Source organism: Streptomyces sp. WAC 01529 (genome assembly GCF_003945545.1).
GTDB lineage: Bacteria > Actinomycetota > Actinomycetes > Streptomycetales > Streptomycetaceae > Streptomyces > Streptomyces anatolicus.
The window spans coordinates 5,809,908-5,834,924 of record NZ_CP029617.1 but is presented as its reverse complement, the minus strand read 5'-3'; the positions used below and the strand labels follow the sequence as shown (position 1 = coordinate 5,834,924).

The following is a 25,017-nucleotide window of genomic DNA, read 5'->3' as shown; positions in this document are numbered from 1 at the left end:
CCGCGGCTGCCGCGCGGTTCTGCGCGCCCCTGGTGACGAGCGCGAGCACCTCCCTCTCACGGGTGCTCAGCGGTCCGTCGCCGGGGGCGCGTACGCGTGAGGCCTACGACCAGCGGAGTACCGCGTGCGGGCCAAAACTCGGTGGGCGCTGTCAGTGGTCATCCGTAGGCTCGCTCCTGATGCCGAAATCAGCTGCGCCCGCCGAGGCACCCATAGACGGCCCCATCGGGGGACGGTCCACCGTCCGCACCCTGCTGCGGCTGTGGCCGTATGTGCGCCCGGTCCGAACTCGCCTGATCACCGCGGCCTTTGTCGCGATCGTCGCCTCCTGTACGGGGCTGGTCTTCCCCCTCGTACTGAAGTGGATGGTGGACGGCCCGGTGGCCGACGGGGACGGGGCCGGAGTCTGGCTCGGGGCGCTCCTGCTGCTGGCGCTCGGCCTGGTGGAGGCGCTGCTCTTCGGCTTGCGGCGGTGGCTCGTCGCCCGGCCGCTCGCGGGCGTGGAGGCGGCGATGCGGGCGGATCTCTTCCGCCACCTCCAGCGGCTCCCGGTGGCCTTCCACGACCGGTGGGCGTCGGGGCAGTTGCTCTCGCGCGGCACGACGGATCTGATGCTGCTGCGGATGTTCCTCGCCTTTCCGCTGACGTTCCTGCTGGTCAACGGGGCGACGATCGTGGTGGGCGTGATCATCCTGCTCGGCCAGGACTTCACGCTCGGTCTTGTGCTGCTGGCGCCCGTGGCGCCGATGGTGATCGTGTGCGCGTACTACGAGGGGCGGTACACCGCCGTGGCGCGGCGGGCGCAGGACCAGGTCGGCGATCTGACGACGGTCGTCGAGGAGAGCGTGCTCGGCATCCGCATCATCAAGGGTTTCGGCCGCCACCGCAGCCAGGCGCGGGCCTTTCGCGAGCTGTCGCACACCCTGCGGGGCACGGAGCTGGCCAAGGCGCGGATCCTCGCGGCGATCTACGCGGTCATCATGGCGCTCCCGGAGGCGGCGATCGGGGCGGCGCTCGTGCTCGGCACGGTGCGGGTCGCGGACGGCGACCTGTCCACGGGGACGCTGGTCGCCTTCCTGTCGACGGCGCTGGCGCTACGGTGGCCGGTGGAGTCGATCGGGTTCCTGCTCGCGATGAGCCAGGAGTCGGCGACGGCCACGGAGCGGTACTTCGAGGTGATGGACGCGGAGCCGGAGGCCCCGTCCCCCGCCCCTTCCGCGGCCCTCGCTCCCGTCGCGACCCTCGCTCCTGCCCCTTCCGCGTCCCCTGCCCACTCCGCCCCCGAAAGCGGCGGACTGCGCTTCCACGACGTGGAGTTCAGATATCCCGACGCGCCGCCGGACGCGCCCCCGGTGCTCAGCCGCGTCGACCTGCACATCCGGCCCGGCGAGACCATGGCCCTGGTCGGCGCGACCGGCAGCGGCAAGACGACGCTCACCGCGCTGGTGCCCCGGCTGCACGAGGTGAGCGGCGGCCGCATCACGCTGGACGGCGAGGACATCGCGGCGATGGACCGCGAGCGGCTGCGCACCCTGGTGGCCGTCGCCTTCGAGGAGCCGACGCTGTTCTCCGCGACGGTCGGCGAGAACGTCCTGATGGGCGCCGAAGGGAGCGCCGGGGACGCCGAGTTGGCGCGCGCCCTGGACGTGGCGCAGGCCGACTTCGTGTACGCCCTGCCGCAGGGCACGGGCACCCAGGTCGGCGAGCAGGGTCTGAGCCTCTCCGGCGGCCAGCGCCAGCGCCTCGCCCTGGCCCGCGCGGTGGTGGGCCGCCCCCGCTTCCTGGTCCTGGACGACCCGCTCTCCGCGCTGGACGTCCACACGGAGGCGCTGGTGGAGGCGGCGCTGCGGCGGGTCCTCGCGGACACGACCGCGCTGATCGTCGCCCACCGCCCCTCCACGGTGCAGCTCGCCGACCGTGTCGCCCTGCTCTCCGGCGGCCGGGTCGCCGCCGTCGGCACGCACCAGGAACTGTTGCGGGAGAACGCGGAGTACGCCTGGCTGATGTCGGGCGCCGAGGCCGGGGGCCCCGCCGGCCTACCCGCCGCCGCTCCCCCGAGCCCCGCCGACCCAGCCGATCACGCCGGCCGCGCTGCCGAGGAGGCTGCCCGATGACCACCTCGTCGACATCCGCATCGACATCCGCGTCCACCTCCACATCGACATCCGCGTCGCGGAACACGCCCCCGGAGCCCGATCCCAACCAGCCGAAGCCCGCCGAAGACGCCACCCCGCCCGCCGCCCCGGACGGAAAGCCGGCCGCCACCGCCGACGACCCCTTCGACAAGGACGACCTCCCCACACCGCCCGGCGCCACCCGCGCCCTCCTGCGCTCCCTGCTCTCCCCGCTGCGCGGCCGCGTCGCCCTCGCCGCCGTACTGCTCCTCGTGCAGCAGGCCGTCGTGCAGGCCGGGCCGCTGCTCGTCGCGTACGCCATCGACAGCGGCGTACCCGCCGTACGCGCCGACGACTACGGCCCGCTGATCGCGGTCGCCGTCGGCTATCTGCTCTGCGCGGGCGCGTCCGGCGCGCTCCAGTACGCCTTCATCGTCGCCTCCGCCCGCGTCAACCAGGACGTGCTGCTCGATCTGCGCGGCCGCATCTTCCGGCACGCGCAGGCGCTCAGCGTCGACTTCCACGAGCGGTACACCTCGGGCCGGCTGATCTCCCGCTCCACCACCGATGTGGAGTCGCTGCGCGAACTGCTCAGCGAGGGCCTCCAGGAACTGATCACCGTCCTGCTCTCCTTCGTCTACATCTCGGCCATGCTGCTCTGGCTCGATCTGGGTCTCGGCGCGCTCGCGGTGGCGTCCTTCGTGCCGCTCTACCTCCTCGTACGGCTCTACCAGCGCCGCGCCGGGCTGATGTTCCGCAACCGCTCGACCGCGATCGCCGCCGTCATCGTGAAGTTCGCGGAGACGATGAACGGCATCCGGCCGGTGCGGGCCTTCCGCAGGGAACGGGCCAACGACGCGGAGTTCGCCGCGCTCAACCGCCGGCACGAGCGGAGCAACGGCGGCGCGATGCTGGAGATGGCCCGTTACGTGGTCGGCTCGCGGCTCATCGCCAACGTGGCCGTCGCCGCCATCGTCCTGTGGGGCGCGCACCGGGTCGCCGACGGCGGACTCGCGCTCGGCGTCCTCGCCGCGGCCGTGCTGTATCTGCGGCGCCTCTACGACCCGATCGACCGGCTCGGCATGTTCCTCAACTCCTACCAGTCGGCGGCCGCCTCCCTGGAGAAGGTGGCGGGGCTGCTCGCCCAGACCCCGGCCGTGCCCGAACCGGAGGCGTCCGCCGCGCGTCCGCTGCCGGCCTTGGAGAGCGACCACCCGGGGCGGGAGGTGCGGTTCGACGGGGTGCGCTTCGCCTACCGCACGGGCGGTGAGGTGCTGCCCCGCTTCGACCTGACGCTGCCCGCGGGGCAGACCGTCGCCGTGGTCGGCTCGACCGGCGCGGGCAAGTCCACGCTGGCGAAGCTGCTCGCCCGCTTCTACGACCCGACCGAGGGCCGCGTCCTCCTGGACGGCGTCGACCTGCGGGAACTGTCCGGCGCGGAGCTGCGGCGCGGGGTCGTGATGGTGACGCAGGAGGCGTTCCTGTTCTCCGGCACCGTCGCGGAGAACATCGCGATCGGCCGCCCCGACGCCACCCGCGAGGAGATCGAGCACGCCGCGAAGGCCATCGGCGCCCATGACTTCATCGCGTCACTGCCGGACGGCTACGACACGGACGTACGTAAACGCGGTGGCCGGATCTCGGCGGGCCAGCGTCAGTTGGTGGCCTTCGCCCGCGCCCTGCTCGCCGACCCGGCGGTACTGATCCTCGACGAGGCGACCAGCTCCCTGGACATCCCCGGCGAGCGGGCCGTGCAGCGCGCCATGCACACGGTCCTGCGCGGCCGCACGGCCGTGGTGATCGCCCACCGCCTCTCCACGGTGGAGATCGCGGACCGGGTCCTTGTCATGGAGCACGGACGCGTCGTGGAGGACGGCGCGCCCGCTCAACTCATCGCGGGAACCGGCTCGTTCGCGGAGCTGCACCGCGCCTGGCGGGAGAGCGTGGTGAGCTGACGGCAGGGCCGGCCCGGGAGGACGCCCCTGCCACCGGAACCGGCCTCCGGGACCGGCCCCCGCCCTCTGAAGGCGGCTGATTCCGGCCGCTCGCCGGAAACCGCTTACCCCTTGCGGGCGCAGGCTCCTCTCCACTCCGGATAGCGAACTCCCGCCACCGGCCAACGGACTGATTCCAGCCAACTCTTGACGCGGTCCTGACAGAGACCGTGCTCCGGTGTCACTCTTCCCCTCGACCGCCGCACGACTTTCAACAACGCGACGGTTTCTCTTCACGCAATACCCGTTGTGCACCGCCCAGTTCTGCGTACCGCCCCGCTCTGCCCGGACGGCGATCCAGCCGTCCGGTAGCTCTGGCCGCGCACCCCCGCGGCCGCGCAGAAGGAGTCCGTGTTGAGAAACACCTCCCACAGACCCAGCTCCCACAGCCGTTCGGCCCGCACCCGCGCGACCGCCGTCGGCGCCCTCTCCGCCGTCGCCGCCCTGCTGGCCGTCGCCGTCCAGGCGGGCCCCGCCTCGGCCGAGGACCCGTGGAAGACCGCCGCCAAGGCCCCCGCCCAGAAGCTCGGCAAGGTCGACCCGGGCGCGCTCGCCGTCAAGCTCTCGCCCGCCCAGCGCGCCGAGCTGATACGTGACGCCAACGCCACCAAGGCGGAGACCGCCAAGGACCTGGGCCTCGGCGCCAAGGAGAAGCTCGTCGTCCGCGACGTCACCAAGGACCGCGACGGCACGGTCCACACCCGCTACGAGCGCACCTACGACGGCCTGCCCGTCCTCGGCGGCGACATGGTGGTCGACACCGCGAAGTCGGGGAAGACCGAGGGCGTCACCAAGGCCACGAAGGCGCGGCTCAAGGGCATCGACATGAGCGCCGGGATCAAGGCGTCGGCCGCGGAGAAGCAGGCGCTGAGCGCCGCGAAGGCCGAGGGGTCGAAGAAGACCGACGCGGACCGGGCGCCGCGCAAGGTCGTGTGGCTGGCCAAGGGCAAGCCGGTCCTCGCCTACGAGACCGTGGTCGGCGGCCTCCAGCACGACGGCACGCCGAACGAGCTGCACGTCGTCACGGACGCCGCCACCGGCAAGAAGCTCTTCCAGTGGCAGGGCATCGAGAACGGCACGGGCAATACGCAGTACAGCGGCCAAGTGCCGCTGGGCACCGCGCAGTCGGGGTCGAACTACACCCTCACCGACACCGCCCGCGGCAACCACAAGACGTACAACCTCAACCGCGGCACCTCCGGCACCGGCACCCTCTTCTCGGGCGCCGACGACGTGTGGGGCAACGGCCTGCCCTCCAACCTGGAGACGGCCGGCGCCGACGCCCACTACGGTGCCGCACTGACCTGGGACTACTACAAGAACGTGCACGGCCGCAGCGGCATCCGCGGTGACGGCGTCGGCGCGTACTCCCGGGTCCACTACGGCAACAACTACGTCAACGCCTTCTGGTCGGACGGCTGCTTCTGCATGACGTACGGCGACGGCGCGAACAACGCCAAGCCGCTGACCTCCATCGACGTGGCGGCCCACGAGATGACGCACGGCGTCACGGCCGCGACCGGCAACATGACGTACAGCGGCGAGTCCGGCGGCCTGAACGAGGCGACCTCCGACATCTTCGCGGCGGCCGTCGAGTTCAACGCCAACAACCCGCAGGACGTGGGCGACTACAACGTCGGCGAGAAGATCGACATCCGCGGCGACGGCACCCCGCTGCGCTACATGGACAAGCCCTCCAAGGACGGCTCGTCCAAGGACTCGTGGTACTCGGGCATCGGCAACATCGACGTGCACTACTCGTCGGGCGTGGCCAACCACTTCTACTACCTGCTGAGCGAGGGCAGCGGCAAGAAGGAGATCAACGGCGTCCAGTACGACTCGCCGACCTCCGACGGCCTGCCGGTGACCGGCATCGGCCGGGACAAGGCGTCGCTGATCTGGTTCAAGGCGCTCACCACGAAGTTCACCACCACGACCAACTACGCGGCGGCCCGCACCGGCACGCTCGCGGTCGCCGGTGAGCTGTACGGCACGACCAGCGCCGAGTACAAGGCCGTGGCGCACGCCTGGGCCGCGGTGAACGTCGGCGCCCGACCCGGCGGCGAGGAGCCCGGCGGCACCAGCTTCGAGAACACCACGGACGTGTCCATCCCGGACAACGGCGCCGCGGTGACCTCCTCGGTCAACGTCACCGGCCGCACCGGCAACGCGCCGAGCGCCCTGAAGGTCGGCGTCGACATCGTCCACACCTGGCGCGGTGACCTCCAGGTCGACCTGGTGGCGCCCGACGGCACGGTCTATCCGCTGAAGCCCACGAGCAGCTCGGACTCCGCGGACAACGTCAAGGAGACCTACACGGTCAACGCCTCCTCCGAGGTGGCCAACGGCACCTGGAAGCTGAAGGTCCAGGACAAGGCCGCGCAGGACACCGGTTACATCAACAGCTGGAAGGTCACCTTCCCGTAGACCGGCCGTCCCGCGTTCGAACGGCGCCGCCCCGGGTGTTCAACTCCCCGGGGCGGCGCGCTTTTGCTGCCCGCGGCCGTTCCCCCGCCGTTCGCATTGCGTATGTTGACCATCGCTCAGCGGACCATTTCCGGCCAACATCTGGCCAAAGCCCTGACATGTACCTGGCCCGAATGACACTCTTCCCCCGCAAGACCCCCACAGAAGGAGCCCGTGTGACCTCCCAGATGTCTCGTATATCCCGTATATCCCGCAGACGTTCGACGCTCACGATCGCCACCGCCGTGGCCGCCGGCGCGATGCTCACCGCCGGACTGACCACCGGCGCCTCCGCCCAGGGCACGGACGAGTCGCCGGCCCCGTCGGCCGCGCCCGCCGCGCTCTCGGCGTCGGACCGCGCGGGCCTCCTCCAGGACGCGAACGCCGACAAGGCCGCGACCGCCGACGAGATCGGCCTCGGCGCCAAGGAGAAGCTCGTCGTCCGCGATGTCGTCAAGGACCGCGACGGCACCACCCACACCCGCTACGAGCGCACCTACGAGGGCCTGCCCGTCCTCGGCGGCGACCTCGTCGTGCACACCGCGAAGAGCGGCGAGCTGAAGGGCGTCACCAAGGCGACCGAGGCGTCCGTGAAGGTCTCCTCCACCGACGCCCGGCTGCCCAAGGCCTCCGTCGCGAAGTCCGCCGAGTCGACCGCCGCGAAGGCGAAGACCGCGCAGGCCGACGCGCAGGCCCCGCGCAAGGTGATCTGGGCCGCCTCCGGCAAGCCCGTCCTCGCGTACGAGACGGTCGTCACCGGTGTGCAGAATGACGGCACGCCCAGCAGGCTGCACGTCATCACGGACGCCGCGACCGGCAAGAAGCTGTACCAGTACCAGGCCATCGAGAACGGCACCGGCAACAGCCAGTACAGCGGCAAGGTCACCGTCGGCTCGAAGAAGACCGCGAGCGGCTACGAGCTGAACGACAAGGCCCGCGGCGGCCACCGCACGTACGACATGAAGCACGCGGAGAGCGGCTCGGGCAAGCTCTTCAAGGACGCCAACGACGTCTGGGGCAACGGCAAGCCCTCCAGCGCGCAGACCGCCGCCGTCGACGCCGCCTACGGCGCCCAGCTCACCTGGGACTACTACAAGGCGGTGCACGGCCGCAAGGGCATCAACGGCGACGGCAAGGGCGCGAGGTCGCGGGTCCACTTCGGCAACGGCTACGTCAACGCCTTCTGGGACGACAGCTGCTTCTGCATGACGTACGGCGACGGCGAGGGCAACAAGAAGCCCCTCACCTCGATCGACGTGGCGGCGCACGAGATGACGCACGGCGTCACGTCGGCGACCGGCAACATGGAGTACAGCGGCGAGTCCGGCGGCCTCAACGAGGCCACCTCCGACATCTTCGCCGCCGCCGTGGAGTTCAAGGCCAAGAACCCCAAGGACGTCGGCGACTACCTCGTCGGCGAGAAGATCGACATCAACGGCGACGGCACCCCGCTGCGGTACATGGACAAGCCCTCCAAGGACGGCGGCTCCCTGGACTACTGGAGCGCGAACGCCGGGAACGTCGATGTCCACTACTCGTCGGGCATCGCCAACCACTTCTTCTACCTGCTCTCCGAGGGCAGCGGCAAGAAGCGGATCAACGGCGTCAACTACAACTCGCCGACCTTCGACGGCACCAAGGTCGTGGGCATCGGCCGCGCCAAGGCCGAGAAGATCTGGTACAAGGCGCTGACGACGTACTTCACGTCGACCACCAACTACAAGGCGGCCCGCAAGGGCACGCTCAGCGCCGCGAAGGACCTGTACGGCGCCACCTCCGCCGAGTACAAGGGCGTGGCCGCGGCCTGGAAGGCCGTGAACGTCAAGTAACCGACGGTGTGAAAAGGGGGCGGCATCCGAACGGAGGGCGCCGCCCCTTCCGCGTTCACCTCATCAGCACCCCGGCCGCCTCACCGGTCGCCTCCGAGGGCACCGCGACCAGACCCAGCTCGGCCCCGCCGGCCAGCAGCCGGTGCGCGGGAAGGATCCGCACCGTGTACCCGAAGGACCCCGTCCGGTCCAGCGCGAGCGGCCCCTCGTACACGTAACGCCCCTCCAGGTCGGGGCCGCTCGCCGGCTTCAGCGGCACCGGCGTGGCCCCGGTGAGGTGGTCCTCCGGGTCGACGCGCCCCGCGAGCGCCTGGACCTCGACGTCCTCCGGGGCCAGCTCCCCCAGGTGCACCCGCACCCGCACGGCCAGCGTGGAGCCCAGTTCCGCGGTGGCACCGGTCGCCGAGGCCTCGACGTGGTCGACGGCCACCCGGTGCCAGGCCGCACGGACGCGGCCCTTCCAGGCGGCCAGTTCGACGGCGGCCGTGGCGTCAAGCGCACGGTGGGCGCGCGCGGCGGGGGCGTACAGCTCCTCGACGTACTCACGGACCATGCGGCCCGCGAGGACCTTCGGGCCGAGCCTGGTCAGCGTCTTGCGGACCATCTCGATCCACCGGTCGGGCAGCCCGCCGGGGCCCCGCTCGTAGAAGCGGGGGGCGATGCGGCGCTCCAGGAGGTCGTAGAGGGCGGCCGCCTCCAGGTCGTCGCGGCGGTCGTCGTCGGTGGCGGCGCCGTCCGCCGTGGGGATGGCCCAGCCGAAGTCGGGCTCGAACCACTCGTCCCACCAGCCGTCGAGCACGGACAGGTTGAGGCAGCCGTTGAGGGCCGCCTTCATGCCGGAGGTCCCGCACGCCTCCAGGGGCCGGAGCGGGTTGTTCAGCCACACGTCGCAGCCCGGGTAGAGCTTCTGCGCCATCGCCATGCCGTAGTCCGGCAGGAAGACGATGCGGTGGCGCACGCGCGGGTCGTCGGTGAAGCGGACCAGTTCCTGGATGAGCCGCTTGCCGCCGTCGTCGGCCGGGTGCGCCTTGCCCGCGACGACGATCTGGAGGGGCCGCTCGGGGTGGGTGAGCAGCTCCATGAGCCGGTCCCGGTCGCGCAGCATGAGCGTCAGCCTCTTGTACGAGGGGACGCGGCGGGCGAAGCCGATGGTCAGGACGTCCGGGTCGAGGACCTCGTCGATCCAGCCCAGCTCGGCGGTGGCGGCGCCGCGTTGCCGCCAGGAGGCGTGCAGGCGCCGCCTGACCTCGTGGACCAGCTGCTCGCGCAGGGTGCGGCGCAGCTCCCAGATGTCGGTGTCGTGGATGTCGGCGACGGCGTCCCAGCGGTCGGAGCCGCCCACGGAGAGGGCGTCCTCGGTACGGCGCTCGCCGATCTGGCGGGCGCCGAGCGCGAGGACCTCGGGGGCGACCCAGGTCGGCGCGTGCACGCCGTTGGTGATGGAGGTGATCGGGACCTCCTCGGGGTCGAAGCCCGGCCAGAGCCCCGCGAACATCCCGCGGCTCACCGAGCCGTGCAGGGTGCTCACGCCGTTGGCGCGGCTGCCCAGGCGCAGGCCCATCACCGCCATGTTGAAGAGGTTGGGCTCGCCGCCGGGGTAGGTCTCCATGCCCAGGCGCAGGATGTCGCCGACGTCGATGCGGGGCAGTTCGGCGTCGGGCCCGAAGTGGTGGGCGACCAGCTCGCGGTCGAAGCGGTCGATGCCGGCGGGGACGGGCGTATGGGTGGTGAAGACGGTGCCGGCGCGGACGGCTTCGAGCGCGGCGTCGAAGCCGAGCTCCGCGAGGGCCAGTTCGTGGATGCGTTCGAGTCCCAGGAAGCCCGCGTGCCCCTCGTTGGTGTGGAAGACCTCGGGTTCGGGGTGGCCGGTCAGCCGGCAGTACGCGCGTACGGCGCGCACCCCGCCGATGCCGAGCAGCATCTCCTGGAGGAGGCGGTGCTCGCCGCCGCCGCCGTAGAGGCGGTCGGTGACGTCGCGCTCGCCGGGGGCGTTCTCCTCGACGTCGGAGTCGAGCAGGAGCAGCGGGACGCGGCCGACCTGCGCCTGCCAGACGTGGGCGAGCAGCGAGCGCCCGCCGGGCAGGGCGAGCGCGATCCGGGCGGGGGTGCCGTCGGGCTCGCGGAGCAGGGAGACGGGGAGTTCGTTCGGGTCGAGGACCGGATAGTGCTCCTGCTGCCAGGCGTCGTGCGACAGCGACTGGCGGAAGTAGCCGTGCCGGTAGAGCAGCCCGACGCCGATGAGCGGCACGCCGAGGTCGCTGGCGGCCTTGAGGTGGTCCCCGGCGAGGATGCCGAGGCCGCCGGAGTACTGGGGCAGGGCGGCGGTGATGCCGAACTCCGGGGAGAAGTACGCGACAGCGCGCGGGAGTTGGTTGTCGGCCCCGCTCTGCTCCTGGTACCAGCGGTCTCCGGTGACGTACTCCCGCAGCTCGGCCGCGGTCTCGGCGAGCCGCCGCAGGAAATCCTCGTCGCGGGCGAGTGCGGCGAGCCGCGCGGACGGTACGCCGCCGAGCAGCCGCACCGGGTCGCAGCCGGACGCCTCCCACAGCGCGGGGTCGACCGATCGGAAGAGTTCGCGGGTGCGCGGGTGCCAGGACCAGCGCAGATTGCGGGCCAGCTCGGCGAGGTGACCGAGGGGTTCGGGAAGGACGGGACGTACGGTGAAACGACGGATTGCCTTCACGGTCTCCACCTTCGCGGGAATTCGCGGGGACGCACAGTGATACCCGGTGCGTCCCGGTGATGCACCGGGACGCACGGGATGCGGTACATATCGGCCTACGCGACACGAAGGTAGCGGCGGCCCGCCTCCTGTCACCACGGCGCACGGGGCGCACGGCCGTCCGACGGGCGGGCCCGTGCCGGGTCCGGCTCAGCCGAACCAGCTCTCCCGTTCCGCCCGCAACGGGTCGTCCACCAGGCGTGGCACGGCCTCCCAGAGCCGGGTGGCGCGGCGGGCCCGGGTGTAGCGCGGCCATGCGCCGCCCGGGTCGAGATCGCGGACGAAGGCGACGAGGGAGGCGTGCATCGCGTCGGCGAGGCGCTGGGGCGGGGACTCGCCCGCGGCGGCCGGAACGCCCTCGGCGGCGAGCAGGTCGAACGCGAAGGGCAGGTCCAGGCAGTGGAAGGCGAGCCCCTTGCCGCTGCCGGGTGCGGGCGAGGGCCAGCGGAACTCGTAGAGCCAGGTGGGGTGGCCGCGTGCGGCGCGGGCCTCGGCCACCGCGAGGTTCGGCCTGCGGAAGACGAGGTCGGTCAGCTCCTGGCCGCCGAAGGAGTTGAACTCCTGGCGCGTGAAGCCGAGCAGCAGCGGCAGCTCCGCGCCCAGGTCGCCCTCCGTCAGCTCGGTGAGCACGGGGCGCGGGAGAAGCTCGCCGTCGGCGAAGGGGGCGAGGACGCGGCGAGGGAGTTCCGGGCGGTCGGGGCGGGGCTCGCTCAGGGTGTCCTGGAGGGAGAGGATCCGCTCGTCGGTGAGGTCGCGCAGCGCCGCGGCGGTGGCGGGCACGCCCGTGCGTCGCGTGAACAGCTCGGCCACGGCGCGGCCCACCCACCGCTCCTGCGGCTCCATCAGCGAGGCGGACAGGGCGATCGCCCCGCGGAAGAGGCCGCGCGCGGCGGGGGTCGCCAGCAGCGTCTGGACGGCGCCGCCGCCCGCCGACTGCCCGGCGACGGTGACCTTCGCGGGGTCCCCGCCGAACGCGGCGATGTTCTCCCGCACCCAGCGCAGGGCGGCGATCCAGTCGCGTACGCCGCGGTTGTCCGGGGCGTCGTCCAGGTGCAGGAAGCCTTCGATGCCGAGCCGGTAGCCGAGCGAGACGAGGACGACGCCGTCGCGGCTGAAGGAGGCCCCGTCGTACCAGGGGCTCGCGGCGGACCCGGCGACGTAGGAGCCGCCGTGGATCCAGACCAGGACGGGGAGCGCCGCCGCGGTGCCCGGGGCGGGGGTGAAGACGTTGAGGTTGAGGATGCCGTGGCCGGGGACCGAGGGTTCGGGGATGGTGGCGCCCTCGCCGATCCCGCGGCGCTGCGCGGTCGGCCCGTACGCGACCGCGTCCAGCGGGCTCTCCCAGGGCTGTGGCGCGACGGGTGACGCGAAGCGGAGGTCGCCGACGGGTGGCGCGGCGTAGGGGATGCCGAGGAAGCGGGCGCCGTGCGTGTGGGGTTCGCCGCGGACGGGGCCGTGGGTGGTGGCGACGATCGGGTGGCCTGGCATGGGGTGTACGGCACAACAGATTCGGCCGCTTCCGCAAGGGGCCCGGCGCCGAGGACCGGCGGAAACCCGCCACACCCGGCGAAGGCCTCTCCAACTGGCGTACGCGCCACGCCGGTTCGCCGGACACGGCGGGGGCGGCCGCACGGGGCCCCCAGGGCGGCTCAGGCCGACGCTCGGCGACGACCACCCGTAGGGCATATGCACCCGGCCCATAACGAACAGTGCGTTTTCGGACCGGTCCCGCCCGTCACGCCGAGGCCGGTCTTGCACGTGCCGTTACGCACTAGTAGTTAACAAAGCGCCGGATTGCCCACCCGGGGGGTGTGGGAAGGCTCCTGCGGTACGCACTCCGGCCCGACGCGGTCGGCACGCACCGCGGAACGTCTCCCCACCCCCGTATCCGTGCACGCGGACAGGAGCGGTCAGACATGCCTCTTGGCTCGACCCCGCAACCGACCATCCCCGTTCTGGACGTCCGCCCGGCCGTCCACTGCGGCCGAAAACCGGCGAAGGCCGTGCCGGGCGAAACGTTCCAGGTGACCGCCACGGTCTTCCGCGAAGGCCATGAGGCGGTCGCCGCCAATGTCGTCCTGCGCGACCCCGAGGGGCGCCCCGGCCCCTGGACCCCGATGCGGGAGCTGGCGCCCGGCACCGACCGGTGGGGCGCGGACGTCACACCCGACGCCGAGGGGCGCTGGACGTACGCCGTGGAGGCGTGGGGCGATCCGGTCTCGACCTGGCGGCACCACGCGGGGATCAAGATACCGGCGGGCCTCGACACGGACCTGGTCCTGGAGGAGGGCGCCCGCCTCCACGAACGCGCCGCCGCCGGGGTCCCCCCGGCCGAGCGGGCCGCCGTGCTCGGCGCGGCCGAGGCGCTGCGCGACACGGGCCGCGCACCTGCCGCCCGCCTCGCGGCGGCCCTCACGCCCGAGGTGGAGGCGGCGCTGGCCCGCCATCCGCTGCGTGAACTCATCACGTCCTCACCGGAGTTCCCGCTCGTCGTGGAGCGGCGGCGGGCCCTGTTCGGCTCCTGGTACGAGTTCTTCCCGCGCTCGGAGGGCGCTGTCGTGCGGCAGGACGCCCCGCCGGTGTCGGGGACGTTCCGCACGGCGGCCGAGCGGCTGCCCGCGATCGCGGACATGGGCTTCGACGTGGTGTACCTGCCCCCGATCCACCCCATCGGCACCACGTTCCGCAAGGGCCCCAACAACTCCCTCTCCCCCGGCCCGTACGACGTGGGCGTGCCCTGGGCGATCGGCTCGCCGGAGGGCGGCCATGACGCGGTCCATCCGGACCTCGGGACCCTCGACGACTTCGACGCCTTCGTCGGGCGGGCGGGGGAGTTGGGGCTCGAAGTGGCGCTGGACTTCGCGTTGCAGTGCTCGCCGGACCATCCGTGGGTGGACAAGCATCCGGAGTGGTTCCGGCACCGGGCCGACGGTTCCATCGCGTACGCGGAGAACCCGCCGAAGAAGTACCAGGACATCTATCCGCTCGCCTTCGACCGGGACATGCCGGGGCTCATCGAGGAGACGGTGCGGCTGCTGCGGTTCTGGATGGGGCACGGGGTGCGGATCTTCCGCGTCGACAATCCGCACACCAAGCCGGTCGTGTTCTGGGAGGAGGTGATCGCCCGGATCAACGGCACCGACCCGGACGTCATCTTCCTCGCCGAGGCCTTCACCCGCCCCGCGATGCTGCACACCCTCGCGGCCATCGGTTTCCAGCAGTCGTACACGTACTTCACCTGGCGCAACGACAAGGCCGAACTCACCGACTACCTCACCGAGTTGTCCCGCGAGAGCGCGCACTTCCTGCGCCCGAACTTCTTCGTGAACACCCCCGACATCCTGCACGCCTACCTCCAGGACGGCGGCCGCCCCGCCTTCGAGACGCGGGCCGTGCTCGCCGCGACACTCTCGCCGACCTGGGGCGTCTACAGCGGGTTCGAGCTGTGCGAGAACACCCCCGTGCGGCCCGGCAGCGAGGAGTACCTGGACTCGGAGAAGTACCAACTGCGCCCGCGTGACTGGGAATCGGCGGCGCGCACGGGCGCCACCATCGCCCCGCTCATCACCGAGCTGAACCGCGTGCGGCGGGCCAACCCCGCCCTCCAGCAGCTGCGGGACCTGCACTTCCACCCCACCGACAAGGAAGCGGTGATCGCCTACTCCAAGACCGCCACGGACGCGCACGGTTCGAACACGGTTCTGGTGGTGGCCAACCTCGACCCCCACCACACCCAGGAGGCCACGGTGTCGTTGAACATGCCGCAACTCGGCCTGGAATGGCACGAGACCGTGCCGGTGCGCGACGAGCTCACCGGCGAGACCTATCACTGGGGCAGGGCCAATTATGTGCGCCTCGAGCCGGGCCGCGCGCCCGCGCACATTCTCCGGGTCCTGCGACCGTCCTCACCGTTGATCGGAGGGTCACCCACATCATGATCGTCAATGAGCCCGTCCAGGACACCTTCGAGGACACGCCCACCAAGGACCGGCATCCCGACTGGTTCAAACGTGCCGTGTTCTACGAAGTACTCGTGCGCTCCTTCCAGGACAGCAACGGCGACGGCGTCGGCGACCTGAAAGGCATCACCGCCAAGCTCGACTACCTCCAATGGCTCGGCGTGGACTGCCTGTGGCTGCCCCCCTTCTTCAAATCACCCCTGCGCGACGGCGGCTACGACGTCTCCGACTACACCGCGGTCCTGCCCGAATTCGGCGACCTCGCCGACTTCGTGGAATTCGTCGACTCCGCCCACCAGCGCGGCATGCGGGTCATCATCGACTTCGTCATGAACCACACCAGCGACCAGCACCCGTGGTTCCAGGCCTCCCGCACCGACCCCGACGGCCCCTACGGCGACTACTACGTCTGGGCGGACGACGACAAGGCCTACGCCGACGCCCGCATCATCTTCGTCGACACCGAAGCCTCCAACTGGACCTTCGACCCCGTCCGCAAGCAGTACTACTGGCACCGCTTCTTCTCCCACCAGCCCGACCTCAACTTCGAGAACCCGGCAGTCCAGGAAGAGATCATCTCCGCCCTCAAATTCTGGCTCGACCTGGGCATCGACGGCTTCCGCCTGGACGCCGTCCCCTACCTCTACGCCGAAGAGGGCACCAACTGCGAGAACCTCCCCCAGACCCACCACCTCCTCAAACGCGTCCGCGCCGAAATCGACGCCCACTACCCCGACACCGTCCTGCTCGCCGAGGCCAACCAATGGCCCGAGGACGTCGTCGACTACTTCGGCTCCTTCGAAAACGGCGGCGACGAATGCCACATGGCATTCCACTTCCCCGTCATGCCCCGCATCTTCATGGCCGTCCGCCGCGAATCCCGCTACCCCGTCTCCGAAATCCTCGCCAAGACCCCCGCCATCCCCAAGAACTGCCAATGGGGCATCTTCCTGCGCAACCACGACGAACTCACCCTGGAGATGGTCACCGACGAAGAACGCGACTACATGTACGCCGAATACGCCAAAGACCCCCGCATGCGCGCCAACATCGGCATCCGCCGCCGCCTCGCCCCCCTCCTGGACAACGACCGCAACCAGATCGAACTGTTCACCGCACTCCTGCTCTCCCTGCCAGGATCGCCGATCCTCTACTACGGCGACGAGATCGGCATGGGCGACAACATCTGGCTCGGCGACCGCGACGCGGTACGCACCCCCATGCAGTGGACACCCGACCGCAACGCAGGCTTCTCCTCCTGCGACCCGGGCCGCCTCTCCCTGCCCACGATCATGGACCCCGTCTACGGCTACCAGGTCACCAACGTAGAAGCCTCCATGTCCTCCCCCTCCTCCCTCCTGCACTGGACCCGCAGGATGATCGAGATCCGCAAACAGAACCCCGCCTTCGGCCTCGGCACCTACACCGAACTCCCCTCCTCCAACCCCGCCGTCCTCGCCTTCCTCCGCGAAGCGCCCCCGACGGACGAAGAGGGCGACGACCTCGTGCTGTGCGTGCACAACTTCTCGCGTTTCGCGCAGCCCACCGAACTGGATCTACAAGCCTTCAACGGACGGCACCCGGTGGAGCTGATCGGCGGGGTGCGCTTCCCGGCCATCGGCGAACTGCCCTACCTCCTCACGCTGGCGGGCCATGGCTTCTACTGGTTCCGGCTGCGCGAGGAACCGTCGTAGGGGCCCGACTCTCGCGGCGCGACGCCTTCGCGGGGCGGTTTCCGCCGTCCCGCCCTGGGCACTCCTACGCACAACCGGCACTCCCGCACACAGCCTTGTCCGCCTCGCGGAAAGGAACGCGACGCCATGTCGGAAGCCGCCACCCGTCCCACCGCGCACACCACGGCGCTGCTCGCCTCGCTCGACCCGCTGCTGCGCGAGTGGCTGCCACGGCAGCGATGGTTCGCCGGAAAGGGCCGCCCCATCAGCGCCTTCGAGCCGGTGGCGGCGACCGAACTCCTGCCCCGCAGCTCACCGGCGGGCCTGCTGCATCTGCTCGTACGCGTCCGCCAGCCGATCATCCCCGCCCAGGACGCGCCCGTGGGCGGCGCCTCGGCCGAACGGCCCGGCGACTGCTACCAGTTGCTCATCGGCGTACGCCGCACCCTGCCCCCGCAGCTGGCGTCCGCCCTCATCGGACACGTCACCGAGGGCCCCCTCGCCGGGCAGACGGTGTACGAGGCGCTGCACGATCCGCGGCTGTCCGCGCTGCTCCTGGAGCGGCTGCGGATGCCGGGCCGGCACGGCGTGCTCCGCTTCGAACGCGACACGGGCGCGACCATCCCCTCGGGACTCACCCCGCGCCCGCTCGCCGCCGAGCAGTCCAACTCCTCGGTCGTCTACGGAGATACGTTCATCCTCAAGCTGTTCCGCCGCGTCGTGCCCGGCGTCAACCCCGACCTGGAGCTTCCGCTGCACCTCGCCCGGCAGGGCTGCACGCGGGTGCCCCCGCCCGCCGCGTGGTTCCTCGCGGACCTCGATTCCGGCGCGGCCACCGCGGACGAGGCGTGCGGCCTCGGCGTGCTCCAGCCGTATCTGGCCGCCGCCGAGGACGGCTGGGAGCTGGCCCTGCGCAGGCTCGACAAGGGCGAGGACTTCACCGGCGAGGCGCGGGCGCTCGGCCGCGCCACCGCCGAGGTACACGCGGCGCTCGCCGCCGCGCTGCCGACCGTCACACTGGGCCGGGCCCAGGTGGAGGGCATCGCCGACGCCATGGCACAGCGCCTGGCCGCGGCGGCGCAGGCGGTGCCCGCGCTGCGGCCGTACGCGCCCGGGCTGCTCACCGCCTTCGAGGCGCTGGCCGACCTCGGCGGCGAGGGCCAGTCGTGGACCGCCCAGCGCGTCCACGGCGATCTGCACCTGGGGCAGTGCCTGCGCTCCCCCGGCGGCCACTGGTCGATCATCGACTTCGAGGGTGAGCCCGCGCGCCCGCTCGCCGAGCGCCGCATGCCGCAGCCGCCGGTCCGCGATGTCGCGGGCATGCTGCGCTCCTTCGACTACGCGGCGTGCTCCGGCGAACCGTGGGCCTCGGAGTGGGCCGCGGACTGCCGGGCCGCGTACTGCGTGGGGTACGCGCAGGTCGCGGGCCGCGACCCGCGCACGGACCCCGTGCTGCTGCGCGCCCTCGAGACGGACAAGGCGGTCTACGAGGTCCTCTACGAGGCCCGCCACCGCCCCGACTGGCTCCCCGTCCCCCTGGCCGCGGCCCGCCGCCTCGCCGGGAACGGCTCCGCCGACGCCGCCCCCTGACCACCCCCTTCCGGAGGAGGCCTCTCCTGTGACCCCCCGCCCCCGCAAACCGTCCGCCGAACCCCCCGCCCCCGCTCCTCCCGCACCCCGCGCCCCGGAACCGGATCCCGCCGAGCGGAAGGCACCGGCGCAGCGGACAGCCAAAGCGGCCAAGGCGGCCAAAGCGGCGAAATCCGCGAAATCCCCGAGGACCCCGCAGGCTCCGCGGAAGGCACGTGCCCCGCGGAAGGCGGCCGCGACGACTCCCCCCGAGCCACGCCCCGTCGCCGTCGCCGCCTCCCCCGTCCCCGAGGAGGACCGCGTCCGCCTCCTGGCGGGCACCCACCACGACCCGCACGGCGTGCTCGGGGCCCATCCCGTCACCGGCGGCACGGCGTTCCGGGCGCTGCGGCCCTACGCCAAGGCGGTGGCCGTCGTCGCCGAGGACCTGCGCGCCGAACTGCGCGACGACGGCGACGGGTTCTTCTCGGTGGTGCTGCCGCTTGAGGCCGCGCCCGAGGACTACCGGCTCCACGTCACGTACGAGGACGCGGAGCTGGAGATCCACGACGCGTACCGCTTCCTCCCCTCGCTCGGCGACTTCGATCTGCATCTGATAGGCGAGGGACGGCACGAGCGGCTGTGGGACGCGCTGGGCGCCCGGCCGATGACCCACCAGGGCGCGACCGGCACCCGCTTCACGGTGTGGGCGCCGAACGCCCGGGGCGTCAGGGTCGTCGGCGGCTTCAACTTCTGGGACGGCACCGGCTTCCCGATGCGCTCGCTCGGCGGCACCGGTGTCTGGGAGCTGTTCGCGCCCTCGGTCGGCGAGGGAGAGCTGTACAAGTTCGAGATCACCCGGGCCGACGGTTCGAAGACGCTGCGCGCCGACCCGCTGGCCCGCCGCACGGAGACCCCGCCCGCGAACTCCTCCGTCGTACACGAATCGCACCACGAGTGGCACGACGGGGAGTGGCTGGCCCGGCGCGCCGACCGCCCCGCGCACGAGGCGCCGTTCTCGGTGTACGAGGTGCATCTGGCTTCCTGGCGGCCGGGCCTGACGTACCGCCAGCTCGCCGAGCAGCTCCCCGCCTACGTCGCCGACCTGGGCTTCACGCACGTGGAGCTGATGCCGGTGGCCGAGCACCCCTTCGGCGGCTCCTGGGGCTACCAGGTCACCGGCTTCTACGCGCCGACCGCCCGCCTCGGCACCCCCGACGACTTCAAGTACCTCGTGGACGCACTGCACCGGGCCGGGATCGGCGTCCTGATGGACTGGGTGCCCGCGCACTTCCCGCGCGACGACTGGGCGCTCGCCGAGTTCGACGGGCGGCCCCTGTACGAGCACGAGGACCCGGCCCGCGCGGCGCACCCCGACTGGGGCACCCTGGAGTTCGACTACGGCCGCAAGGAGGTGCGCAACTTCCTCGTCGCCAACGCCACTTACTGGTGCGAGGAGTTCCACATCGACGGGCTACGCGTCGACGCGGTCGCCTCGATGCTCTACCTCGACTACTCCCGCGAGCACGGCCAGTGGACGCCGAACGCGCACGGCGGCCGCGAGAACCTCGACGCCGTCGCCTTCCTCCAGGAGATGAACGCCACGGTCTACCGGCGCTGCCCCGGCGTCGTCACCATCGCCGAGGAGTCCACGGCCTGGGACGGCGTGACCCGGGCCACCCACCACCAGGGCCCGGGTGGCTTCGGCGGGCTCGGCTTCGGCCTGAAGTGGAACATGGGCTGGATGCACGACTCCCTCGACTACGTCTCCAAGGAGCCCGTGCACCGCAAGCACCACCACCACGAGATGACGTTCTCGATGGTGTACGCGTACAGCGAGAACTACGTCCTGCCCATCTCCCACGACGAAGTCGTCCACGGCAAACGGTCGTTGGTCTCCAAGATGCCCGGCGACTGGTGGCAGCAGCGCGCCACCCACCGCGCCTATCTGGGCTTCATGTGGGCCCACCCGGGCAAGCAACTCCTCTTCATGGGGCAGGAGTTCGCGCAGGGCGCCGAGTGGGCCGAGGGCCACGGCCCCGACTGGTGGCTACTCGACCCGGCGTACGGCGCGGAGGCCGACCACCGGGGCGTACGGGACCTCGTCCGCGACCTGAACACCGTGTACCGGCGCGAGGGCGCCCTGTGGGAGCGCGACACGGACCCCGGCGGCTTCGCCTGGGTGGAGGGCGACGCCGCCGAGGACAACGTCTTCGCCTTCCTGCGCCACCCGGGCGAGGGCGGGGACGGGACGCCGCTGCTCGCCGTCTCCCACTTCTCGCCGGTCGTGCGGCACGCCTACCGGCTGGGCGTGCCGGACGAGTTCACCGCCTGGCAGGAGGTCCTGAACACGGACGAGGCCCGCTACGGCGGCAGCGACGTCACCAACCCCGACCCGCTCAAACCGGAGCCGGTGGCGTCCCACGGCCGTCCCGCGTCCCTGCGTCTGACCCTGCCGCCGCTGGCTACGGTGTGGCTGCGACCCGTGTGAGCGCGCCGGGCAGCTCCCCGGCGTACAGGATGCCGAGCCGCTGCGTGGCCCGGGTCAGGGCCACGTACAGGTCGCTCGTGCCGTAGCGTGCCGGCTCGACGACCAGGACCGTGTCGAACTCCAGGCCTTTGGCCTGCCGCGGGTCGATCAGCACGACCGGCCGCGTCAGGTCCGGGGCCTGCCCCGCCGCCACGCCGGGGAGTCGGGCGGCGAGCCCCTCGTGGAGGTCGCGCGGGGCGATCACGGCGAGGCGGCCCTCGTCCCGCGCCTCGGCCGCCACCGCGTCGGCCACGGCCGCGGCGAGGTCGTCGGCGCGGCGCGCCCAGGGACGTACGCCCGTGGACCGCACCGAGCTTGGCGGCCGGAAGTCGGGGTTCCCTGCGGCGCGCGGTACCTCGGCCGCCACGTCCATGATCTCCACGGGCGTGCGGTAGTTGACGCCGAGCCGGGTGTACTCCCAGCGGTCCTCGACGTACGGCCGCAGGATGTTCTCCCACGAGCCGCAGCCGCCGGCCTCCGCGGTCTGCGCGGGGTCGCCGACGAGCGTCATGGAGCGGGTCGGGCAGCGCCGCATGAGCAGCCGCCAGGCCATCGCGGACAGCTCCTGCGCCTCGTCGACGATGATGTGCCCGAACGCCCAGGTGCGGTCGGCCGCCGCGCGCTCGGCGGCGCTGCGGTGGTCGGCCTCCTCCTGCCGCTCGGCCATCCGCTCGGCGTCGATGATGTTGTGGGCGAGCAGGACCTCGGCGTCGTCCTCGTCCTTGTCCTCGAACTCGTGCGTCCGCGAGGCCCGCGACACGTCGAGGACGCCCTGCGCGTACGCGATCTGCTTGGCGCGCTCGGCCTCGGCCGCCGCCCGCTCGGCGCTGTCGTCGTGGCCGAGCAGTTCGGCCGCCTCGTCGAGCAGCGGGATGTCGGCGGCCGTCCAGGGCGCGCCGCGCGGCCTGCGGATCGCCTCGGCGTCCTGTTCGCCGAGACCGGTCGGCTCTTCCAGGAAGTCGGCGACGAAGCCCTGCGGGGTCAGCGTCGGCCACAACTCCTCGATGGCCGCGTGGACTTCGGGGCTCGCCGCGATGGCCTTGCCGAGCTGGGCGATGTCGTCGGGGCCCAGGAAGTTGGGGCCGCCGTAGGGGTCGTGGCCGATGCGTTCGGCGAGCTGCCCGGTGAGCGCGTCGATGATCCGGAACGCGAAGTAGGGGCGGCCCAGGTTGTGCGGCACGTCCGCTTCGCGGGCCGCGTCCCGTGCCTCGTAGGCGATCGTCCAGTCCAGGATCAGATCGCCGTCGTCGTGCGGGATGACGAGCGGCTCGCCCGGCTCGGGGATGCGCTGGCGGTCGCGGACCGCCCTGGCGAGCACGTCGGCCATCTCGGCGCGGCCCTTCACCTCGGCCGCCTCCGGGCTCTCGGTGCCGGTCGCGCGCACGCCGGGGAACAGCTCGCCGACGGTGGAGAGCAGGACGCCGGTCTCGCCGAGCGCGGGCAGGACCTCGCCGATGTAACCGAGGAACGCCGGGTTCGGGCCGACGATCAGCACGGCCCGCTTGGCGAGCAGTTCCCGGTGCGCGTAGAGCAGGAAGGCCGCGCGGTGCAGGGCCACGACCGTCTTGCCGGTGCCGGGGCCGCCCTCGACGACGAGGACGCCCCGGTGCGGGGCGCGGATGATGCGGTCCTGCTCGGCCTGGATGGTCCGCACGATGTCGTGCATGCGTCCGGTGCGCGCCGAGTCGAGCGCGGCGAGCAGCACCTCGTCGGCGTCGGCGGCCTCGTGCCCGGTGCGGGTCGTGTCGCCGAGGTCGAGGATCTCGTCGTGCAGGGCGGTGACCTCGCGGCCCTTGGTGGTGATGTGCCGGCGCCGCCGCAGACCCATCGGCGTATGGCCCGTCGCGAGATAGAAGGGGCGCGCGACATCGGCACGCCAGTCGATCACCAGCGGGGTGCGCCGGTCATCGGAGGCGCGGATTCCGATGCGTCCGATGTGGTGATCGCGGCCGTCGCGGAATTCGAGCCTGCCGAAGCAGAGGCCGTTCTCCCCCGCGTCGAAGGCGGCGAGCAGCCCGGACTGCTCCGCCACCATCACATCGCGCTCCAGGCGTGCCTGGAGACCGTTGCCCACCTGCGACAACGACGTCTGCACGGCGGCTTCGGCCTCCTCGCGCAGCGCGTCCAGACGCGCGTACAGCCCGGAGACGAATTGCTGCTCTTCCCGCAATTCCTCGGTTGACAATTCAGCCCCTTGCCAGTTACAGTGCTCGTATAAAGCTTTTCGTGAAGTTGCTGTGCTTTCACCAGCGAAGCCTCGCGAAAGAATCCAATATACGCAGAGAAATACCCCGGACGTCAATTCGTCCGGGGTATTTCTCTTGGCCCGCACGGGCGCGTACGTCCGGGCGTCAGAGCACGTCGGCCAGGTCCGCCAGGAGCTTGCGCTTGGCCCGGGCGCCCACCATCTGCTTCACCGGCTCACCGCCCCTGAACACGATCATGGTCGGCGCGGAGAGCACCTTGTACGCGATCGCGGTCGCCGGGCTGCGGTCCACGTCCAGCTGCACGATCTTCAGCCGGTCCGCCTCCTCGCGGGCCAGCTCGCTCAGGACCGGCGCCAGCTGCCGGCACGGCCCGCACCAGTCCGCCGTGAACTCCACGAGCACCGGACGGTCCGGCTCCCGCAGCACCTCCCCCTCGAAATCCGCGTCCGTCACCTCGGCCACACCTGCTGCCCTCACTTCGCCACACTCCTCATCCCGTCATCCCGTCATCCCGTCATCCCGTCAGTTCGCAGCGCGGCTCCGGGCCGCCCGGAAGCGCCGCCTCGGCGCGCGTCAACTGCGCCCCGACCTGCGCGCGCACCGCGTTCAACTCGCTGATCAGCGCGTCGAGTTCGGTGAGCTTGCGGCGGTACACGGCGAGCGAGGCGGGGCACGAGTCGCCCTCCGGATGACCGGAGCGCAGACACTCCACGAAGGGCCGCGTCTCCTCCAGATCGAACCCGAAGTCCTGGAGGGTCCTGATCTGCTCCAGGAGCCGTACGTCGTCCTCGTCGTACGTGCGGTAGCCGTTGCCGGTGCGCCGCGCGGGCAGCAGCCCGCGGGACTCGTAGTAACGCAGCGTCCGCGTGGTCGTCCCCGCGCGCGCCGCCAGCTCGCCGATTCGCATGCCCCGACGGTAATCCTTGACGTGGGCGTCAAGGCCAGGGACTTCTTGCCGGCGCGGGATCAGGCCGGACTGCGGATGCCCTCGATCGTCGAGGTCCAGGTGTCGGCGCCGTGCCCGAGATCGACCGCCCTGCGGGCCGCCGCGAGGACGCCGCGCAGCGCGCCGGCGTCCAGGCCGCGGTGCTCGGCCGCGTGGACGATGTGCTCGATGCCCTCGGCCTCCATGGCGAGGTTGTCCATGACGCCGGGGTAGGTGCCCGCGTCGATGTCGGCGGCGGTGTGCTCGACGGCGCTCTCCACGAGCGCCACGTTGGCCTTCAGGAAGGGGACGAGGGCGGCGGCCTTCACGCCGTCCCGGGCGGCGAGGGCGAACCCGTGCACCAGGCCGTGCATCGCGGTCCAGAAGAAGTCCAGTACGGAGAGGTCGAAGACGGCGGCGAGACCGTGGTCCTCACCGACGTAGGCGCTCTGCCCGCCGAGCGCCTTGAGCGTCGCCTCGTACTTCTCGTAGGCGGACCGCGAACCGCTGTGGAAGATCAGCGCGTCCGGCGTCCCGATCATCGGCACCGGTACCATGACGGCCCCGTCCAGATAGTCGACGCCCAGCTCGGCGGCGCGCGCGGCGGCCTCGCGGGCGCGCTCGGGGGTGTCGGAGGTGAGGTTCACCAGGACCCGCCCGGCGAGGTCGGCGGCGGTCACCTGGTCGAGGATCGTCCGCGCGGCGTCGTAGTCGAGCACGCATACGACGACGACCTCACCGGCACGGACCGCGTCGGCCGGGGTGGCGGCGCGGGAGGCCCCGCGGGCGACCAGCTCATCGCCCTTGCCGGGCGAGCGGTTCCAGACGGTGGTGGGGTGCCCGGCGCCCAGAAAGGCGCCGGCGAGGGCCTGCCCCATGGAGCCGAGGCCGAGGACGGTGACGGTGGGGAGGGAGGCGGGAAGGGGGTAGCGAGGCTCGGGTTCAGTCATGATCCCCATGCTCAGCGGGGGCCCAACTCCCCACAAGTACCGACTAATTAGTCAGGTACGCACCGGGAGGTAAGTGCGG

At 71.8% G+C, this 25,017-nt stretch carries 14 protein-coding genes; 8 read left to right on the top strand and 6 right to left on the bottom strand.

Features of this window, described 5'->3' with window-relative positions:
* The first annotated feature begins 179 nt into the window (after positions 1-179).
* From DMA15_RS26190 to DMA15_RS26175, 4 genes are all read left to right on the top strand, one after another.
* On the top strand, positions 180-2,114 hold the full coding sequence (locus DMA15_RS26190) for an ABC transporter ATP-binding protein (protein WP_125515209.1): 1,935 nt from the start codon (positions 180-182) through the stop codon (positions 2,112-2,114).
* Complete coding sequence (locus DMA15_RS26185) at positions 2,111-4,069, top strand: ABC transporter ATP-binding protein (RefSeq protein WP_125515208.1); 1,959 nt, start codon at positions 2,111-2,113, stop codon at positions 4,067-4,069. Before DMA15_RS26190 ends, DMA15_RS26185 begins: the two co-directional genes overlap by 4 nt.
* Positions 4,070-4,459: 390 nt before the next feature.
* Entirely contained in the window at positions 4,460-6,535 is a 2,076-nt protein-coding gene (locus DMA15_RS26180; RefSeq protein ID WP_125515207.1) for a M4 family metallopeptidase, read from the top strand.
* A gap of 227 nt (positions 6,536-6,762) precedes the next feature.
* Positions 6,763-8,403: a M4 family metallopeptidase gene (locus DMA15_RS26175; protein ID WP_125518008.1), complete on the top strand. Its 1,641-nt coding sequence runs from the start codon at positions 6,763-6,765 to the stop codon at positions 8,401-8,403.
* Between the two features lie 55 nt (positions 8,404-8,458).
* Here DMA15_RS26175 and glgP read toward each other — a convergent pair whose 3' ends face one another.
* Both glgP and DMA15_RS26165 read right to left on the bottom strand, forming a co-directional pair.
* Positions 8,459-11,086, bottom strand: coding sequence for an alpha-glucan family phosphorylase (gene glgP / locus DMA15_RS26170; RefSeq protein ID WP_125515206.1), 2,628 nt, complete (start codon positions 11,084-11,086; stop codon positions 8,459-8,461).
* Between the two features lie 189 nt (positions 11,087-11,275).
* On the bottom strand, positions 11,276-12,613 hold the full coding sequence (locus tag DMA15_RS26165) for a carboxylesterase family protein (protein WP_125515205.1): 1,338 nt from the start codon (positions 12,611-12,613) through the stop codon (positions 11,276-11,278).
* Positions 12,614-13,041: 428 nt separating this feature from the next.
* Between DMA15_RS26165 and DMA15_RS26160 the strand changes: the two genes are divergently transcribed.
* From DMA15_RS26160 to glgB, 4 genes are all read left to right on the top strand, one after another.
* The gene (locus DMA15_RS26160) at positions 13,042-15,063 is read left to right on the top strand and encodes an alpha-1,4-glucan--maltose-1-phosphate maltosyltransferase (protein ID WP_125515204.1); all 2,022 of its coding nucleotides are present in this window, start codon (positions 13,042-13,044) and stop codon (positions 15,061-15,063) included.
* The gene (treS, locus tag DMA15_RS26155; RefSeq protein WP_125515203.1) at positions 15,060-16,778 is read left to right on the top strand and encodes a maltose alpha-D-glucosyltransferase; all 1,719 of its coding nucleotides are present in this window, start codon (positions 15,060-15,062) and stop codon (positions 16,776-16,778) included. The genes DMA15_RS26160 and treS overlap by 4 nt, the downstream gene beginning before the upstream one ends.
* A gap of 126 nt (positions 16,779-16,904) precedes the next feature.
* A complete protein-coding gene (locus DMA15_RS26150; protein WP_125515202.1) occupies positions 16,905-18,347 on the top strand; it encodes a phosphotransferase in 1,443 nt (480 codons plus the stop codon).
* Between the two features lie 28 nt (positions 18,348-18,375).
* On the top strand, positions 18,376-20,817 hold the full coding sequence (gene glgB / locus DMA15_RS26145; protein ID WP_125515201.1) for a 1,4-alpha-glucan branching enzyme: 2,442 nt from the start codon (positions 18,376-18,378) through the stop codon (positions 20,815-20,817).
* On the opposite strand, the gene DMA15_RS26140 is transcribed toward glgB, so the two are convergent.
* The 4 genes from DMA15_RS26140 to DMA15_RS26125 all read right to left on the bottom strand — a co-directional run bounded on the left by DMA15_RS26140 (position 20,792) and on the right by DMA15_RS26125 (position 24,938).
* A complete protein-coding gene (locus tag DMA15_RS26140) occupies positions 20,792-23,041 on the bottom strand; it encodes a UvrD-helicase domain-containing protein (RefSeq protein ID WP_125515200.1) in 2,250 nt (749 codons plus the stop codon). The genes glgB and DMA15_RS26140 overlap by 26 nt on opposite strands.
* Positions 23,042-23,207: 166 nt before the next feature.
* Entirely contained in the window at positions 23,208-23,540 is a 333-nt protein-coding gene (locus tag DMA15_RS26135) for a thioredoxin domain-containing protein (RefSeq protein ID WP_276314372.1), read from the bottom strand.
* A gap of 37 nt (positions 23,541-23,577) precedes the next feature.
* Positions 23,578-23,970, bottom strand: coding sequence for a MerR family transcriptional regulator (locus tag DMA15_RS26130; protein WP_125515199.1), 393 nt, complete (start codon positions 23,968-23,970; stop codon positions 23,578-23,580).
* Between the two features lie 59 nt (positions 23,971-24,029).
* The gene (locus DMA15_RS26125) at positions 24,030-24,938 is read right to left on the bottom strand and encodes an NAD(P)-binding domain-containing protein (RefSeq protein WP_125515198.1); all 909 of its coding nucleotides are present in this window, start codon (positions 24,936-24,938) and stop codon (positions 24,030-24,032) included.
* Positions 24,939-25,017 lie beyond the last annotated feature (79 nt).

Bases quoted from the DNA above. Each gene is read 5' to 3' on its own strand.
- DMA15_RS26190 (WP_125515209.1), top strand. From the start codon at position 180: ATGCCGAAATCAGCTGCGCCCGCCGAGGCACCCATAGACGGCCCCATC.
- DMA15_RS26130 (WP_125515199.1), bottom strand. From the start codon at position 23,970: ATGCGAATCGGCGAGCTGGCGGCGCGCGCGGGGACGACCACGCGGACG.
- DMA15_RS26185 (WP_125515208.1), top strand. From the start codon at position 2,111: ATGACCACCTCGTCGACATCCGCATCGACATCCGCGTCCACCTCCACA.
- DMA15_RS26165 (WP_125515205.1), bottom strand. From the start codon at position 12,613: ATGCCAGGCCACCCGATCGTCGCCACCACCCACGGCCCCGTCCGCGGC.
- DMA15_RS26150 (WP_125515202.1), top strand. From the start codon at position 16,905: ATGTCGGAAGCCGCCACCCGTCCCACCGCGCACACCACGGCGCTGCTC.
- DMA15_RS26160 (WP_125515204.1), top strand. From the start codon at position 13,042: ATGCCTCTTGGCTCGACCCCGCAACCGACCATCCCCGTTCTGGACGTC.
- treS (WP_125515203.1), top strand. From the start codon at position 15,060: ATGATCGTCAATGAGCCCGTCCAGGACACCTTCGAGGACACGCCCACC.
- DMA15_RS26125 (WP_125515198.1), bottom strand. From the start codon at position 24,938: ATGACTGAACCCGAGCCTCGCTACCCCCTTCCCGCCTCCCTCCCCACC.
- DMA15_RS26175 (WP_125518008.1), top strand. From the start codon at position 6,763: ATGTCTCGTATATCCCGTATATCCCGCAGACGTTCGACGCTCACGATC.